The 13,827-nt window shown below is 45.4% G+C and carries 11 protein-coding genes; 8 read left to right on the top strand and 3 right to left on the bottom strand.

Features of this window, described 5'->3' with window-relative positions; all coding sequences use genetic code 11:
* Window positions 1-77: 77 nt before the first annotated feature.
* Window positions 78-431 (bottom strand): cupin domain-containing protein, encoded by a 354-nt coding sequence (locus ACI39P_RS00505; protein WP_439718762.1) that lies wholly within the window; start codon window positions 429-431, stop codon window positions 78-80.
* Entirely contained in the window at window positions 428-1,378 is a 951-nt protein-coding gene (locus ACI39P_RS00500) for a radical SAM protein (protein WP_439718761.1), read from the bottom strand. The genes ACI39P_RS00505 and ACI39P_RS00500 overlap by 4 nt, the downstream gene beginning before the upstream one ends.
* A 200-nt stretch (window positions 1,379-1,578) precedes the next feature.
* Here ACI39P_RS00500 and ACI39P_RS00495 point away from each other — a divergent pair, with 200 nt between their 5' ends.
* Complete coding sequence (locus ACI39P_RS00495) at window positions 1,579-1,797, top strand: hypothetical protein (protein WP_439718760.1); 219 nt, start codon at window positions 1,579-1,581, stop codon at window positions 1,795-1,797.
* 200 nt (window positions 1,798-1,997) lie between these two features.
* On the opposite strand, the gene ACI39P_RS00490 is transcribed toward ACI39P_RS00495, so the two are convergent.
* On the bottom strand, window positions 1,998-3,158 hold the full coding sequence (locus tag ACI39P_RS00490) for a hypothetical protein (RefSeq protein ID WP_439718759.1): 1,161 nt from the start codon (window positions 3,156-3,158) through the stop codon (window positions 1,998-2,000).
* Between the two features lie 277 nt (window positions 3,159-3,435).
* Here ACI39P_RS00490 and ACI39P_RS00485 point away from each other — a divergent pair, with 277 nt between their 5' ends.
* The 7 genes from ACI39P_RS00485 to ACI39P_RS00455 all read left to right on the top strand — a co-directional run bounded on the left by ACI39P_RS00485 (window position 3,436) and on the right by ACI39P_RS00455 (window position 13,718).
* On the top strand, window positions 3,436-4,152 hold the full coding sequence (locus ACI39P_RS00485) for a phosphatase (protein WP_439718758.1): 717 nt from the start codon (window positions 3,436-3,438) through the stop codon (window positions 4,150-4,152).
* Between the two features lie 101 nt (window positions 4,153-4,253).
* Window positions 4,254-4,565, top strand: coding sequence for a YerC/YecD family TrpR-related protein (locus tag ACI39P_RS00480; RefSeq protein ID WP_439718757.1), 312 nt, complete (start codon window positions 4,254-4,256; stop codon window positions 4,563-4,565).
* Window positions 4,566-4,680: 115 nt separating this feature from the next.
* Window positions 4,681-6,921, top strand: a complete 2,241-nt coding sequence (gene pcrA / locus ACI39P_RS00475; RefSeq protein ID WP_439718756.1) for a DNA helicase PcrA — start codon at window positions 4,681-4,683, stop codon at window positions 6,919-6,921.
* Window positions 6,922-6,993: 72 nt separating this feature from the next.
* Complete coding sequence (gene ligA, locus ACI39P_RS00470; protein ID WP_439718755.1) at window positions 6,994-8,949, top strand: NAD-dependent DNA ligase LigA; 1,956 nt, start codon at window positions 6,994-6,996, stop codon at window positions 8,947-8,949.
* 288 nt (window positions 8,950-9,237) lie between these two features.
* On the top strand, window positions 9,238-10,128 hold the full coding sequence (locus tag ACI39P_RS00465) for a LysR substrate-binding domain-containing protein (RefSeq protein ID WP_439718754.1): 891 nt from the start codon (window positions 9,238-9,240) through the stop codon (window positions 10,126-10,128).
* Between the two features lie 16 nt (window positions 10,129-10,144).
* A complete protein-coding gene (gene nudC / locus ACI39P_RS00460) occupies window positions 10,145-11,014 on the top strand; it encodes an NAD(+) diphosphatase (RefSeq protein WP_439718753.1) in 870 nt (289 codons plus the stop codon).
* Between the two features lie 292 nt (window positions 11,015-11,306).
* Window positions 11,307-13,718 carry a copper amine oxidase N-terminal domain-containing protein gene (locus tag ACI39P_RS00455; protein WP_439718752.1) on the top strand — a complete coding sequence of 804 codons (2,412 nt, stop codon included), beginning with the start codon at window positions 11,307-11,309 and terminating at the stop codon, window positions 13,716-13,718.
* Window positions 13,719-13,827: the final 109 nt, after the last annotated feature.

Here is a 13,827-nt window from a genome sequence, read left to right as displayed (position 1 = left end):
GCGATTACTATGTGTTTTTTATTTTTACGTCATTATTATCTTAATGACATTGTCCGAAAGGACTCTTTTTTGGTTTATCAGAATTTCAGGCCGTCATTCATAATGAAGGCGATCATTTCCATATCTTCGTCTGTGTTGTTTTCCATGGAGTGCCACTGACCAACCTCGATGGTGCAGACATCGCCGGGATATACATCTGTTTTTGTGCCATCGTTATCTACAAAGGTGCCTACGCCCTTCAGGATGTAGTAGGGTTCTGTGTTGCCCACATGCTGATGCCAGCCGATGCTGCTGTGGGGATGTACGATAACACGGGCGAACATGGTGCCATGGCCCATTAGGTCAGCGCCTTCCAGAATGTGGTGGATTTCTACGCTGCCTTTACCGTCTCTCAGGCCTTCTACTGTTACAACTCTTTCTTTTTTAATCATTGGTGATTCTCCTCTCTCTTATTAAAACTCTCGGCACTGGTTACACCCGCCAAATTGAAGGTGGGGGTATATTCCGATGTTGCCGAGGAACGTTTCTGCATAAATCCGTTTTTCAGACCGATTTCAAAGAAATGGTCTACGACCTTTTCATATTCAAAGGTGGTCAGCCTGCGGGAAAGGGCTTTGTATTCCTTAGCTCTGTGCATGGGGGTATATTGGCTCATGAGGGAAACATAGGTATTTTCCCCTAGATTTTCCCGAATCCAATCCAGCACCTGAAAGCTGTCCCGATATTGCCCGGGCAATACCAGGTGGCGAAGGATGAGACCTTTTTGCAAAATGCCTTCCTCATTGAAGATATCTTTGCCAGTCTGTCGGCGCATTTCCAGAATCGCCTGCGCTGCGGTTTCTCTGTAATGCGGTACCTTGGAATATTCCTGCCCCAAATCATTGTTCCAATATTTGAAATCGGGGAGATAAACATCCACCAGTCCTTCCAGCAGCCTTAGCCCCTCCAAAGATTCATAACCGTTGGAATTATAGACTACGGGGATGGATAAACCTCTGCTTTTTGCAAGTTCCAATGCTTTTGACACCTGGGGGATAAACTGCACCGCCGAAACCAGATTGATATTATGGAACCCCCGCTCCTGTTGTTCCAGAAAAATTTCTGCTAATCGTTCGATGGTAATTTCCTGCCCGAAGCCTTCCTGACTGATCTGGTGATTCTGGCAGAAAACACAACCTAGATTGCAATGGCTGAAAAATACAGTTCCGGAGCCTTTCGTGCCGCTGATGGGCGGTTCCTCCCAATGGTGGGCGCTGACCAACGCCACCTTTGGCAGATAGGGCGCATGGCACCAGCCAGTTTTGCCTGCGGTGCGGTCAACGCCGCAATTTCTGGGGCAGACACGACACTGAGACAAAGCCGTTTTCATTTTTTCCATATTTTAAACACCTCTGTCTTTCTCATTGTGATTGTATCATATCAGACACGGGAAAGACAACCGTTTCTCATACTTTTGCAGGGGCTGCCGGTATGTCTTTGCCAGCCTTGCCATTGATTCCCCTTTGCTTTTTCGACAAAAGAATGCTATCCTATGAACGGTAAACAAAAGAAAGAGACAGAAAGGTGAGGGGAAGAAAGATGAGAGAATATCATGCAGCAATGCGGGAAGAAAAAGTTCTGTGTAAAGTCATCTGCAATGGCTGTGGCAGGGAGATCCCCTTGGATACAGCAGATTATTTCCATGGGGAAAAAACATGGGGATATTTTTCCAGTCAGGACGGCAGACAGGATTGTTTCGACCTTTGTGAAGACTGCTATCATAAAATGACGGAAAATTTTGCTGTAAAAATGAGATAATGCCCCAAGGGATATCTCCAGAAGAAAATATAAAAACAGGATGAATCCATATCATTTTGGGATTGATTCTGTTTTTTTATTTTATAGAGATGTTTTCTTTAAAGATGTTTCAGGAAAGCTTTTTCATTAAATATAAAAGAATCCCCGGCCATGGCCGGGGATTTTTACAGGTGGATGGAAGGGTAACGGTTTTTAAAGGATCATCTGCAGTTGCAGCGGTCATTGTCTCTATTTCTGTCTCTGTCACGGTTTCTGTCACAGTCACAATCTCTATCACGGTCTCTGTCTCTGTCACAGTCTCTGTCACGGTCTCTGTCTCTGTCACAGTCTCTGTCACGGTCTCTGTTTCTGTCGCGGTCTCTGTCTCTGTCACAGTCTCTGTCACGGTCTCTGTTTCTGTCGCGGTCTCTGTTTCTGTCACAGTCTCTGTCGCAGTCTCTGTCTCGGAATTCACAGTCAGGAGAGCCAAAGATGGGGCCAAAGCCGCAGCAGGAACGAGGCTCAGCTGTGGGGGAGAACAGATCCAGAGGGAAACGGATATCTTCGAATCCTTCGCAAGGATCGCAGTTGGTTGCCAGGGAAGAGCAGCGTTCCGGTACACATCTGCCCAGAGAATTTACTACCATATTTACTGTACGGAACAGCTTAACAATGGTAAACAGCCCAATAGCCACATTGACGGCGATAGGTGCGCCCAGGGCGGCATCACCGTTGTTTTGGCCGGAACTGCAGGAATCACAGCCGCAGCTGCAGCTGCAAGGGCTGCAGGAAGGATGCCGCAGTTCTGCCGACAGAGCCACTGCCTTGCCTTCGGCGATAACGAAAGGCCCGCCGTTGGAATTGCCATTGTGGAACTGGTCTGTCACAGTGGTTACATTGGATTCGGTGGAGCCAAACAGGGTTACCCGCAGATGGTGTGTGTTTGTAGCATCAATGCTGCCAATAAAACAACCATCGGCCCGCCTGAATTCCAGTGTATAGTTGAATACATATTTCAGTTCCACATCCCAGCAGCCTCTCTGCAGGGGGTTGGGTTTCTTTCGTAAGATTTCAATACGTTCCAATTCCAGATCCCGGATGGTAACATCAGCTGCGTTGCAGGGCGGAATGATGATATCTCCTTCGCACAGCATATCATTGCAGCTGGGGTTGCCGCCTTTTGCTGCCCGGGCAGGGCCCAGGATGTCGCTGTTCAGGCATTTCTGGATGCGGCACTGGTCGAAGATTTTCTGGGCGATGATACAGGTTTCTTCTCCTCGCTCTCTGTTGTCGTTGTCATTGTTGCTGCAGTTGTTGCTGCCGCAGAAGCAGCAGTTTCTTGCACTCAGATCTGCGTTGCAGTCGAATTCAAAAGCTCCCATAAGACAGCCTCCTTTAAGTTGTTTGTTGTTCTTTTATATAGTATGTGACAAGACCAAATGGGTGACAGCCGTGCCGGCGCGCAACTTGAAATCGGGATTTGGAAAAGGTGCCTTATCATGCAGAGAATTGGGGGGAAGCTGCTTTTGGCAGGCTGTCTATGGTGTGATCTTTGTCCTTCGCTTCTCTTTCCCAAACCCTTCAGCTTGTATTTCGGAGAAAACAGTGATATACTTAAATTTAACAAATGATGTTATTTCCATAAGGAAGGTATATGTAATGAAACGATTGATGGATACCCATACCCACTCTGTTGCCAGCGGGCATGCTTACAGCACAGTGGATGAAAATTTGAGATGGGCAGCGGAAAAGGGGCTGGAATTGGTGGCTTTGACAGACCATGCCCCTGCAATGAAAGACACTACCAGCCATGCCTATTTTGCCAATCTCCATGTATTGCCGCAGGAACTCCATGGGGTACGTCTGCTTAAGGGGATCGAATTGAATATCCTTGATTTTGATGGCAGGATAGATATGGATGAGGCAGTTCTTTCCCGTTTGGATCTGGTGATTGCCAGCTTGCATATGCCCTGTATCAAACCGGGCAGCAGGGCGGAAAATACCAGAGCCTTTTTGAAGGTTATGGAAAATCCATATGTGGATATCATTGGCCATCCCGGTGATCCCCGCTATGATGTAGATTATCGTGAGGTGTTTCGCCAGGCGCAGGAAACGGGTACGATTTTGGAGGTCAATAATGCTTCTCTGACTCCCGGAGGGTTCCGCGATGGCAGCAGAGAGAATATCAAAGAGATTCTTCTGATGAGCATGGAAGCGGGGCAGCCTGTGGTGTTGGGCAGCGATGCCCATTTTTATACTGGTATCGGGGATTTTTCTTTTGCAGAAACGCTGCTGCAGGAGGTAGATTTTCCAGAAGAACTAATTTTGAATACAGACCCTGAAAAATTTCTTGCCAGCCTGAAAAGAAAAAGATAAGGACAAGAAGTTTCGGGAAAAGAACGTGAAAAAGCCTTTACTTTAACACTTTAGTATGTTAATATAAGACGAGAATTTTAAGGAGAAGGTGGCGTTCCCAGATGAATAAAAAGATCAAAACCGAATTGACCGATAAACTGTTCGAGTGCATCCTGAGTATGGAAACTGTTGATGAGTGCTATCAGCTCTTTGAAGACCTTTGTACTGTCAATGAGATTCAGGCCATAGCTCAGAGAATGGAAGTGGCGGCAATGCTGGATGCAAAACGCACTTATGTGGAGATTGCGGAAAAAACAGGCGCATCCACAGCGACCATCAGCCGTGTTAACCGTTGTCTGCATTATGGTACAGATGGCTACAAGCTGGCAATCGAGCGTGTGAAAGCAAAAAAGGAAAAAGAAGCGAAGGAATAATCTTTTTGTTAGATTTTTGAAAGAGATTATAAGGGCTGGTTTGATGAAATGATTTCGCCAAATCAGCCTTTCTTATGCTGTTGAAAGGAAAACGAGAAGAATAGGAGTTAAGACCATGATTGGATTTGAACAACTCAATGATATGCAGAAAAAAGCGGTTTTACAGACAGAAGGCCCTGTGCTGATTCTGGCGGGGGCAGGCAGCGGTAAGACAGGGGCGCTGACGGTGCGTATCGCCCATCTGCTGGAAACAGGGGTGAAACCATGGAATATCCTTGCCATCACCTTTACCAATAAGGCTGCGAAGGAAATGAAGGAACGTGTGGAGAAACTGGTGGGCGATGGTGCAAGGGATATGTGGATCAGCACCTTCCACTCCACCTGTGTGCGTATCCTCCGCAGAGAAATCCACCATTTGGATTATGAAAATCAGTTTTCTATCTATGATGCCGACGATCAGGAAAAGATCATGCGGGAAGCCTTCAAAAGATTGAATATGAGCACTACGGATAAATCCTTTTCTGTAAAGGGTGCTCTGGCTATTATCAGCCATTTAAAGGAAGAAATGACAAGCTGGGAGGAATACAGCCAGAAGGTTGACAAAAACGACCTGAAAGCAGTGCGTATAGCAAAAGTGTATCAGACCTATCAGAAAATGCTGAAGGAAAACAATGCCTTGGATTTCGATGATCTGATCTATAAAACTGTACTGCTGTTCCGTCAGTTCCCGGAAGTTCTGGAAAAATATCAGGAAAGATTCCGTTACATCATGGTGGATGAATATCAGGATACCAATACCAGCCAGTATGAGTTGGTGGCGATGCTGGCGGCGAAATATCAAAATCTTTGTGTCGTAGGGGATGATGACCAGAGCATTTATGGCTGGCGTGGGGCAAATATCCGCAATATTCTGGATTTTGAAAAGGATTTCCCTAATACGGTGGTCATTAAGCTGGAACAGAATTATCGTTCCACAAAGAAGATTTTGGAAGCAGCCAATGCTGTGATCCATCATAACCAGACCAGAAAAGACAAGACCCTCTGGACAGAAAATGACAGCGGCAGCATCCTGCATATCTATAAAGCAGATAATGAATATGACGAATGCCGTTTTGTGGCAGAAAAGATTCAGGAGCTGGAAAAGGCGGGAAAGACCAGAAATCAGATGGCTGTTCTCTATCGTACCAATGCCCAGTCCCGTGCTGTGGAGGATATGATGGTGCGTAAGGGCATTCCCTATCGTCTTTTTGGCGGCGTGCGCTTCTATGAAAGAAAGGAAATCCGTGATATCCTTTCCTATCTGAAGGTGCTGGCAAACCCTGCGGATACCATCGCCCTGCGCCGTATCATCAATGTACCCAAGCGGGGGATCGGCGAAACTTCTTTGGATAAGCTGGCTGCATTTGCCGATGAGAACGGGCTCTCTCTCTATGGCGCCTTGGGGCATTTGGATGAGATCACTTCTCTGAAAACAAGAGTGGCAAAATTTAAGGATTTCTATGAATTGTTTGAACATCTGCGGGAAGATGCCGAAGGCCTTTCCGTGGCGGAATTGCTGGATGCAGTGGTAAAACGCACAGGGTATCTGCAGATATTGATGGATGAGGGAACAGACGAAGCCCTGAACCGTATCCAGAATATTGATGAATTTGTGAATAAAGCAGCGGAATATGATAAAGCTAACCCCGAAGGCAATCTGGAAGGTTTTCTGGAAGAGGTCGCTTTGGTGGCAGATATCGACAGCTATGAAGAAGGCGAAGAAGCTGTTGCTCTGATGACGCTCCACAGCGCTAAGGGGCTGGAATTTCCTTATGTTTTTATCATCGGCATGGAAGAGGGGATTTTCCCCGGTTATCGTGCGGTGATGTATGGCGGAGAAAAGGAAATCGAGGAGGAACGCCGCCTTTGCTATGTGGGTATCACCCGTGCCAAAGAAGAATTGTTCCTGACCCATGCGAAAAACCGCATGCAGCATGGCATCACTCAGTATAACCCGCCTTCCCGTTTTCTGAAGGAAATTCCTGCGGACTTGGTGGATCTGCCTACCCGTCAGGTTTCCGAAATGGCAAAGCGATATGATATGATGGCTCAGTCCAAACTGCATACGCCCATGGGCAGAAAGAATGTGGTTCTCCCTACGGCAAAATTCGGCATGAAAAAAGAAATGCCCGCCCCCAAAGATTTTAAGCTGGATTATGGCGTGGGGGATAAGGTGCGTGCGCCCAAGTATGGCATCGGCACTGTGGTTTCCATCAATAACGGCGGCGCAGATTTCGAGGTGGAAGTTTCTTTTGGTGCCAAGGGGACCAAGAAATTTATGGCAAGGCTTTCCAAACTTATTAAAGTGAGCGAATGAGCTAAAATGAAATATAAAAACTGCAGCAAAAGTTTTGCATACCCATAAACAAGAGAAAGGGCAGGAATTAATATGACAGACAGAATGAAAGCTTTGGTGGAACAGCTCAACGAAGCTTCCAAGGCGTATTATCAGGAAGACAGAGAAATTTTATCCAATCAGGAATATGATGCCCTTTATGATGAATTGGCGGCATTGGAAGAACAAACAGGCACCATTTTAGCCAACAGCCCCACCCAGAAGGTGGGCTATACTGTGCTGAGTAATCTGGTGAAAGTGCGCCATGAAAGCCCTATCCTCTCTCTGGATAAGACGAAGGAAGTGGCAAAGCTGGAAAGCTTTCTTTTGGATAAGAAAGGGATCCTTTCCTGGAAACTGGATGGCTTGACCATTGTTTTGAAATATCAAAACGGCACATTGGCACAGGCCATCACCCGCGGCAATGGGGAAGTTGGGGAAGATGTGACCCATAATGCCCGTGTGTTCAGCAATCTGCCCGTATCGATTCCTTTTCAGGGGGAGTTGGTGCTGCGGGGGGAAGGCGTCATCCCTTACAGCGAATTTTACCGTATCAATGAAGAACTGGGGGAAGAGGAACAATATAAAAATCCCCGTAACCTTTGCAGTGGTACGGTGCGCCAATTAAACAGCGAAATTGCAGCGAAAAGAAACGTCAAATTCATTGCCTTTACGCTGGTAAGTGCGGAAGGAAAGGAGATTTCCGACAGCAAGGCGGAAAATATGGATTGGCTGGCGGAAATGGGCTTTGATGTGGTGGAGCATGTGATGGTCACAGGAGCAACCGTGGCGGCGGAAGTGGAGCATTTTCGAGATAAAATCGAAGAAAACGATATCGCCTCCGATGGCTTGGTTCTGACCTTTGACAGTATTTCCTATAGCCAAAGCCTTGGCAGAACCTCCAAATTTCCCAAGGATTCCATTGCCTTCAAATGGGCTGATGAAATGGCAGAAACGACCCTTCGTGCCATCGAATGGAACACCTCTCGGACAGGGCTCATGAACCCTGTGGCGATTTTCGACCCAGTAGAATTGGAAGGCTCTACGGTGAGCCGTGCCAGTGTCCATAATGTGAGCATTTTGAAGGAACTGAAGCTGAGTATCGGTGATACCATCAAGGTGTACAAGGCAAATATGATTATTCCGCAGATTGCGGAAAACCTGACGGGAGAAGTTTCCACGGCGGAGATTCCCAAGGCCTGCTTTGTCTGCGGCGGGGAAACGGAGCTGAGAAAGCTGCGGGATGGAGAAGCCCTTTACTGTACCAACCCCAACTGTTCTGCCCAGCGGATACAGGCCTTGAGCCATTTTGTTTCCCGGGATGCCATGAATATGGAAGGACTTTCCGAGGAGACTTTGAAAAAATTCCTGGAAAAGGGCTTTTTGCAAAACTATCCCGATTTGTTCCGTTTGGAGCGATATAAAGAGGAAATTTGTGAGATGGAAGGGTTTGGTATCAAGTCCTACAGCAACTTGATCGCTTCCATCGAAAAAGCAAAGGATGTGGAATTGCCTAATTTTATCTATGCATTGGGCATCAACCATGTGGGCTTGCGGAATGCCAAGCTGCTCTGCGCCCATTGCGGGTATGATTTGGAAAAAATCAAGGCGGCGACTCAGGAAGAGCTGGTGGAAGCAGAAGGCTTTGGTGAGATCATTGCCCATAGTATCAGTACCTATTTCCGGCAGGAGGAACATCTGCGCCTGTTGGAGGATGTCCTGCAGTACCTGCGGATCAAGCAGGCAGAGCCCCAGAAAGGGGGCGCGGAAAGCCCTCTGTCCGGGCTGACCTTTGTGGTAACAGGGGATTTGGAGCAGTTTGCCAACCGGAAGGAATTGCAGGCGTTGATTGAAAAAGGCGGCGGCAAGGTGACGGGCAGCGTCACAAAGAAAACAAATTTCCTCATCAATAATGATATTCATTCCGCATCCTCCAAAAATAAAAAAGCCGCAGAATTGGGTATCCCCATTCTGAGTGAACAGGATTTTATCGACAGATTCATGAAATAAATGGAGACAGCAGAAAAAACTCCAGATAAACAGAAAACCGAGTGTCTGCCTGCAGAAACATTCGGTTTTTCTATTCTTTCCAGAATTAGCGGAGCATGGCGAAGGTAAATTCTTCAGCATAAGGAACAATTTCTTTTTGCTTTTTTGGTGATAAAATCCATAGATTCCTTTTATTTGTTTTGTTATACTCTTGAAAGGATATAAAAAAATTAATGACAGGAATAAGTTTTTTTGATTTGTTGCTTTCTTGCGCAATTTTTGTGCTGTGCAAGAGTAGGAGGGAAAGTCATGAATTTGAACCAGCTGTATTACTTTAAAACACTGGCAGAATTGGAACATTATACAAAAGCGGCGGAAAAGCTGAATATTTCTCAGCCAACCCTGAGCCATTCCATTTCTTCGATGGAAAAGGAACTTGGCGCAAATCTTTTTGAAAAGCAGGGCAGAAACGTGGTTCTGACCAAATATGGCAGAATCTATATGTTTTATGTGGAAAATGCCCTGACCCAGCTGGAATTGGGGAAAAACCAGATTGAGCGTTTGGTTTCTGAAGGAGGCGGCCATGTGGGGCTGGCATATATGACATCTGTTGGCACGAATTTTGTGCCTGATCTGATCGCCGATTTTTTGGATGATCCGCAGAATAAAAATATCTCTTTCTCCTGTTATGAAGGCAATACGAAAACCATGCTTTATAACTTGAAACGGGAAAAATATGATTTGATTTTCTGCTCTATGGTGGAAGCGGAAAGCGATGTAGAATTTATCCCCGTGTATGAACAGAGCCTTGTGGTGATTGTTCCGGAGGGGCATCCTTTGGAAAACAGGAAAAAGGTGACCATTCAGGATATCTGTCCCTATCCGCTGATTTCTTATACCAAGGAAAGCGGGATGCGCCGGATCATTGATGATTTGTTTACAAAGGCGCAGATCATGCCCAATATCCTGTGTCAGTTTGAGGATATCAATTCTATGGCGGGGCTAGTTGCGGCCAATCAAGGGCTTGCCATTGTTACGGACAGCCCTACCCTGGATAATTACCGTGTAACAAAGCTGGAATTGGATACCCCTTATTCCCGCCGTATGGTTTACCTGGCTTATGTGCTGAATCGGTATTTGCCCCCTGCGGTGGAAAAATTCAGAGATTTTACGATTCAGCGGACAAAAGAAAAAAGATAAAAAGAGGGAGTCAGAAATGTTACAGGATTTGGAATATGGCAGATTGGAAAATGAATTCCGCAATATCCTCCCTGCAGAGGAGGATATTGTAGTCTGTTTCAGAGGCAGCAGCGCCCTGCTTGACAGAAATGATCAGGATGAATTGCATTTGCCTTCTTATGGAGAAGTGCTTGCATGGGCAGAGGCAAATCATTGGGAAAGCTGGAATGGAAACAAAGTGCAGTATGTATTCCGTATGCAGGATAAAAATTATTTTATCTGGTGGGGAGAAGCGGGAGAAAGCGCAGATCCTGCTTATGCTTACGAGGATACAAGGATGCTGCGCCAACTGGTTTCCAAAAATATCTGTTATGCGATTATGACAGCATGGCATCTTTTTGACTGGTATCGCAGCAATCGTTTTTGCGGCAGATGCGGGGCAAAAACACAGCATGACGCGAAGGAACGCATGATGCGCTGTCCGCAATGCAATCAAATGATCTTTCCGAAAATTGCACCCTCTGTCATTGTTGGCGTGACCCACGGAGACTATTTGCTCCTGAGCAAATATGCCAACCGGAGCTATACACGGTATGGCATGATTGCAGGCTTTACGGAAATTGGTGAAACGGTGGAAGAAACAGTTGCCCGTGAAGTGATGGAAGAAGTTGGGCTGAAGGTAAAGAATATACGCTATTATAAAACACAGCCATGGGGTGTAACAGGCGGTCTGCTGCTGGGATATTACTGCGATTTGGATGGAGAGGATGATACCATCACATTAGACCGGGAAGAGCTTGCCATGGCAGAATGGTTCCCCAGAAATGATTTGCCTGCCCATGATGACGGCATTAGCCTGACCCGGGAAATGATCCGTGTATTTGAAGAAGGAAAAGAGCCCCAATAACTACATAAAACATAAAATGAAAATGATAGCCTCCGAAGGATTTTCGGAGGTTATTTTTTATTTGTTTACGAAGAAATTTCATTTTTGTTCCCTATGTTACCAAACCGTTGACGAATTGAAATATTTAAGTAATTATTTCGTAATTTTTACGAAAATATTACAAAATATGAAAAACTATTGTCTAAATATTTAATAAATGTTAATATGGCCTTGCAAACAGCTGATTGCGCGAAAACGACAAGAATGAGATGAATTTGAAAACAGTAAGAAAACAGTAAAAGGAGGAATCACCATGAAAAGAATACTTTCTATGGTATTAGCTGGGGTCATGGCCATTTCCGTAATGCCTGTAACGGCATTTGCAAAAAATAATGTTACGGCAACAGCTAAGATCGTTAGCATGCTGGAAGTAACAAAAGCAGAAGTAGAAGCCAATCACAACATCATCAATGAGGTTCTGGGGGATATGCCGGAACTGCAGATCAAAGTGCAGGATGTTTCCTACAAACATACAGGCACAGGGGTAGCACCTGAGGAAGTAGATGTCACAGTATCTTTGGATAATGCCAAATTTTTGGAAGATCAGGATTTGGAGAGCCTGGTTTCTGTTAGAGACGATGACAATACATGGGTCATTGAGGATGGCGAAAGCAAGAAAGAAAGACTGGCAGTTTCTGTAGATGAAAGGGATGCGGATGAGGATACCGTTACATTTACATTTAACGGCAACTTTGAAAAGGATGACATTATTGTAATCGATCTGTATTCTGTTATGGATAAGACCAGCGAAGGTAGAACCGCCACAGTTTCCGTAGAATCTGAAATGGTAAGTGTGGATGATCTGACATACGTATCCGTTATGAGCAAAGGCCTGAAAGCGACGGTGAAAAAACTGGAAACAGTTGCCGTTGAGGAGGTTGCGGAAATTTCCTCCAAAGGGCTGAAAATCGAAGCGGCAGTAGGGAATCTGCCCAGTGAATTGACATTAAAGCTTTCCAAGGGCTTTGAATTCCTGAACAGCTGCGATGGCCTGAAAGGGGATGGATACAGCATCACCAAGAAAAATGATACAGAATTGACAGTAGCAGTGGAAGAAGGTCGTTCTGAAATCAATATCAAAGGTGTGGATGGTATCAATAACGGCCAAGGGATTCTGATCGAAGCAACAACAGCAAAGGTCGGCGATATTGCTACAATTAAAGTTTCTGCGAAGAATTATGATTCTACCAGCATTGAAGTCATGGAAGTAGTAGAATATACTGTGGAAATGACAGTAGATGAAGATGAAGATCTGCCTGTGATTTACAGCGGTGTCGGCGTGGATAACTATGGCCTGACCGATGATTCTGATCATTTGTCTCTGGAGATCACTGTGGAAGAATCTTTCCCTGGCGCTTGGAACATGAAGAAAGCGTTTTATTTTAAACTGCCGGAAGGTGTTTATGTAGCAGAAGAAAACAGTGACGGCGTAAACGGGGTAGATGTAACAGAAGTAGAAGGCTTGTATCTCAACGGGAAGGAAGCATCTGCGGATGAAGTAGAAGGAAAATTCCTGAAAGCATATCAGGATGGTGATTATGTGGAATTTGAATTCAAGAGAAGAACCTTCGATGATGTGAATACAACCACACAGAGCGACCCTGCAAAGCTGACATTCACCCTGACACTGGTGGCAGACCCTACTTTTGAAGGGGAAGTTGACCTGACATTGACAGGGGATGATATTGACGAACAGACAGTAACGATCGCAGAATTTGTGAAACCTTATGAAGTAAAGGCGGAACGGAACGATCTGAAGATTGACTACCGTTATACAAAGGTACCCACAGCTATTACAGTAACAGAACCAGAAGCAGGCTTGTGGGAAGAAAAAGAAGCCGTATTTGCCTTGAATATTGAAAAAGGCAATGTGATCCAGTTTGAAAAGGATGCGACATTTACAGTTAACGAAGATTCTGAAATGAAGCTGAACTGCTCTACCAATAAAAATAACGGTACACTGGCATTCCAGGTAAAAGAAGCATCTGATGACGAAGCGGCAGTAGTGACCATTTCCGATATGGAATTGTATATGAGCAGGGATATTCCCGCTGGTTTCTATGATCTGCTTTTGACAACATCCATGGAACAGGGCTCCGATATGGACGTATCTTTCAGCGGAAAAGGCTCCGGTGATGGTTATCTGGATACCGTCCTGTTTGGCGGTGTGGAAAAGGATGACTATACAGTTGGTGACGTTTCCGATTACGAAAATGTTGTGAAGGAAGGGTTCATCAATATCATAACAGGCGGAAGAGATGAAGATGGTTTTACAACAAAAGTTGTGGTTCCCATTGGTGCCGATTACATCCTTTCCGGTGAAAACAAGATTGCGCTGGATGTTCCTGCATATATTAACGATGCTGGCTACACCATGCTTCCTGTCAGAGCGGTGGCAAATGCCCTGGGTATCGATAAGAATGCAGTCCTGTGGGATCAGCCCACCAGAACGGTAACCATCATGTATGGTCAGCGTATCATTACGATGACGTATGGTCAGAAAGTGATTTATGTCAATGGTTCCGCACTGCCCGCATCTTCCGCAGTGGAAATCAAAGACGACAGAACCTTCCTGCCGATGAGAGACTTGGCAACAGCCTTGGGCGTGCTGGATATTGAATGGGATGCTGTGAACAGAACAGCAACACTGAACGGCAATCAGTAAATGGAACATAACCAGTAAATAAAATAAATTTTTTCAAAATTACCTTCTTTTTTCATTATAGAAATAAAAATCCCCCAGGTTCGGGGGATTTTTTTATGAAAAGCATACG

This window comes from Anaerotignum sp. (assembly GCF_051877975.1).
In the GTDB taxonomy this organism is placed as follows: Bacteria; Bacillota; Clostridia; order Lachnospirales; family Anaerotignaceae; genus Anaerotignum_A.
The sequence above is the reverse complement of the archived record's forward strand: the minus strand, read 5'-3'. Positions and strand labels throughout refer to the sequence as shown.

Excerpts from the sequence above, each read along its gene's own strand:
- ACI39P_RS00505 (WP_439718762.1), bottom strand. The coding sequence starts at position 431 with ATGATTAAAAAAGAAAGAGTTGTAACAGTAGAAGGCCTGAGAGACGGT.
- ACI39P_RS00500 (WP_439718761.1), bottom strand. The coding sequence starts at position 1,378 with ATGGAAAAAATGAAAACGGCTTTGTCTCAGTGTCGTGTCTGCCCCAGA.
- ACI39P_RS00495 (WP_439718760.1), top strand. The coding sequence starts at position 1,579 with ATGAGAGAATATCATGCAGCAATGCGGGAAGAAAAAGTTCTGTGTAAA.
- ACI39P_RS00490 (WP_439718759.1), bottom strand. The coding sequence starts at position 3,158 with ATGGGAGCTTTTGAATTCGACTGCAACGCAGATCTGAGTGCAAGAAAC.
- ACI39P_RS00485 (WP_439718758.1), top strand. The coding sequence starts at position 3,436 with ATGAAACGATTGATGGATACCCATACCCACTCTGTTGCCAGCGGGCAT.
- ACI39P_RS00480 (WP_439718757.1), top strand. The coding sequence starts at position 4,254 with ATGAATAAAAAGATCAAAACCGAATTGACCGATAAACTGTTCGAGTGC.
- pcrA (WP_439718756.1), top strand. The coding sequence starts at position 4,681 with ATGATTGGATTTGAACAACTCAATGATATGCAGAAAAAAGCGGTTTTA.
- ligA (WP_439718755.1), top strand. The coding sequence starts at position 6,994 with ATGACAGACAGAATGAAAGCTTTGGTGGAACAGCTCAACGAAGCTTCC.
- ACI39P_RS00465 (WP_439718754.1), top strand. The coding sequence starts at position 9,238 with ATGAATTTGAACCAGCTGTATTACTTTAAAACACTGGCAGAATTGGAA.
- nudC (WP_439718753.1), top strand. The coding sequence starts at position 10,145 with ATGTTACAGGATTTGGAATATGGCAGATTGGAAAATGAATTCCGCAAT.
- ACI39P_RS00455 (WP_439718752.1), top strand. The coding sequence starts at position 11,307 with ATGAAAAGAATACTTTCTATGGTATTAGCTGGGGTCATGGCCATTTCC.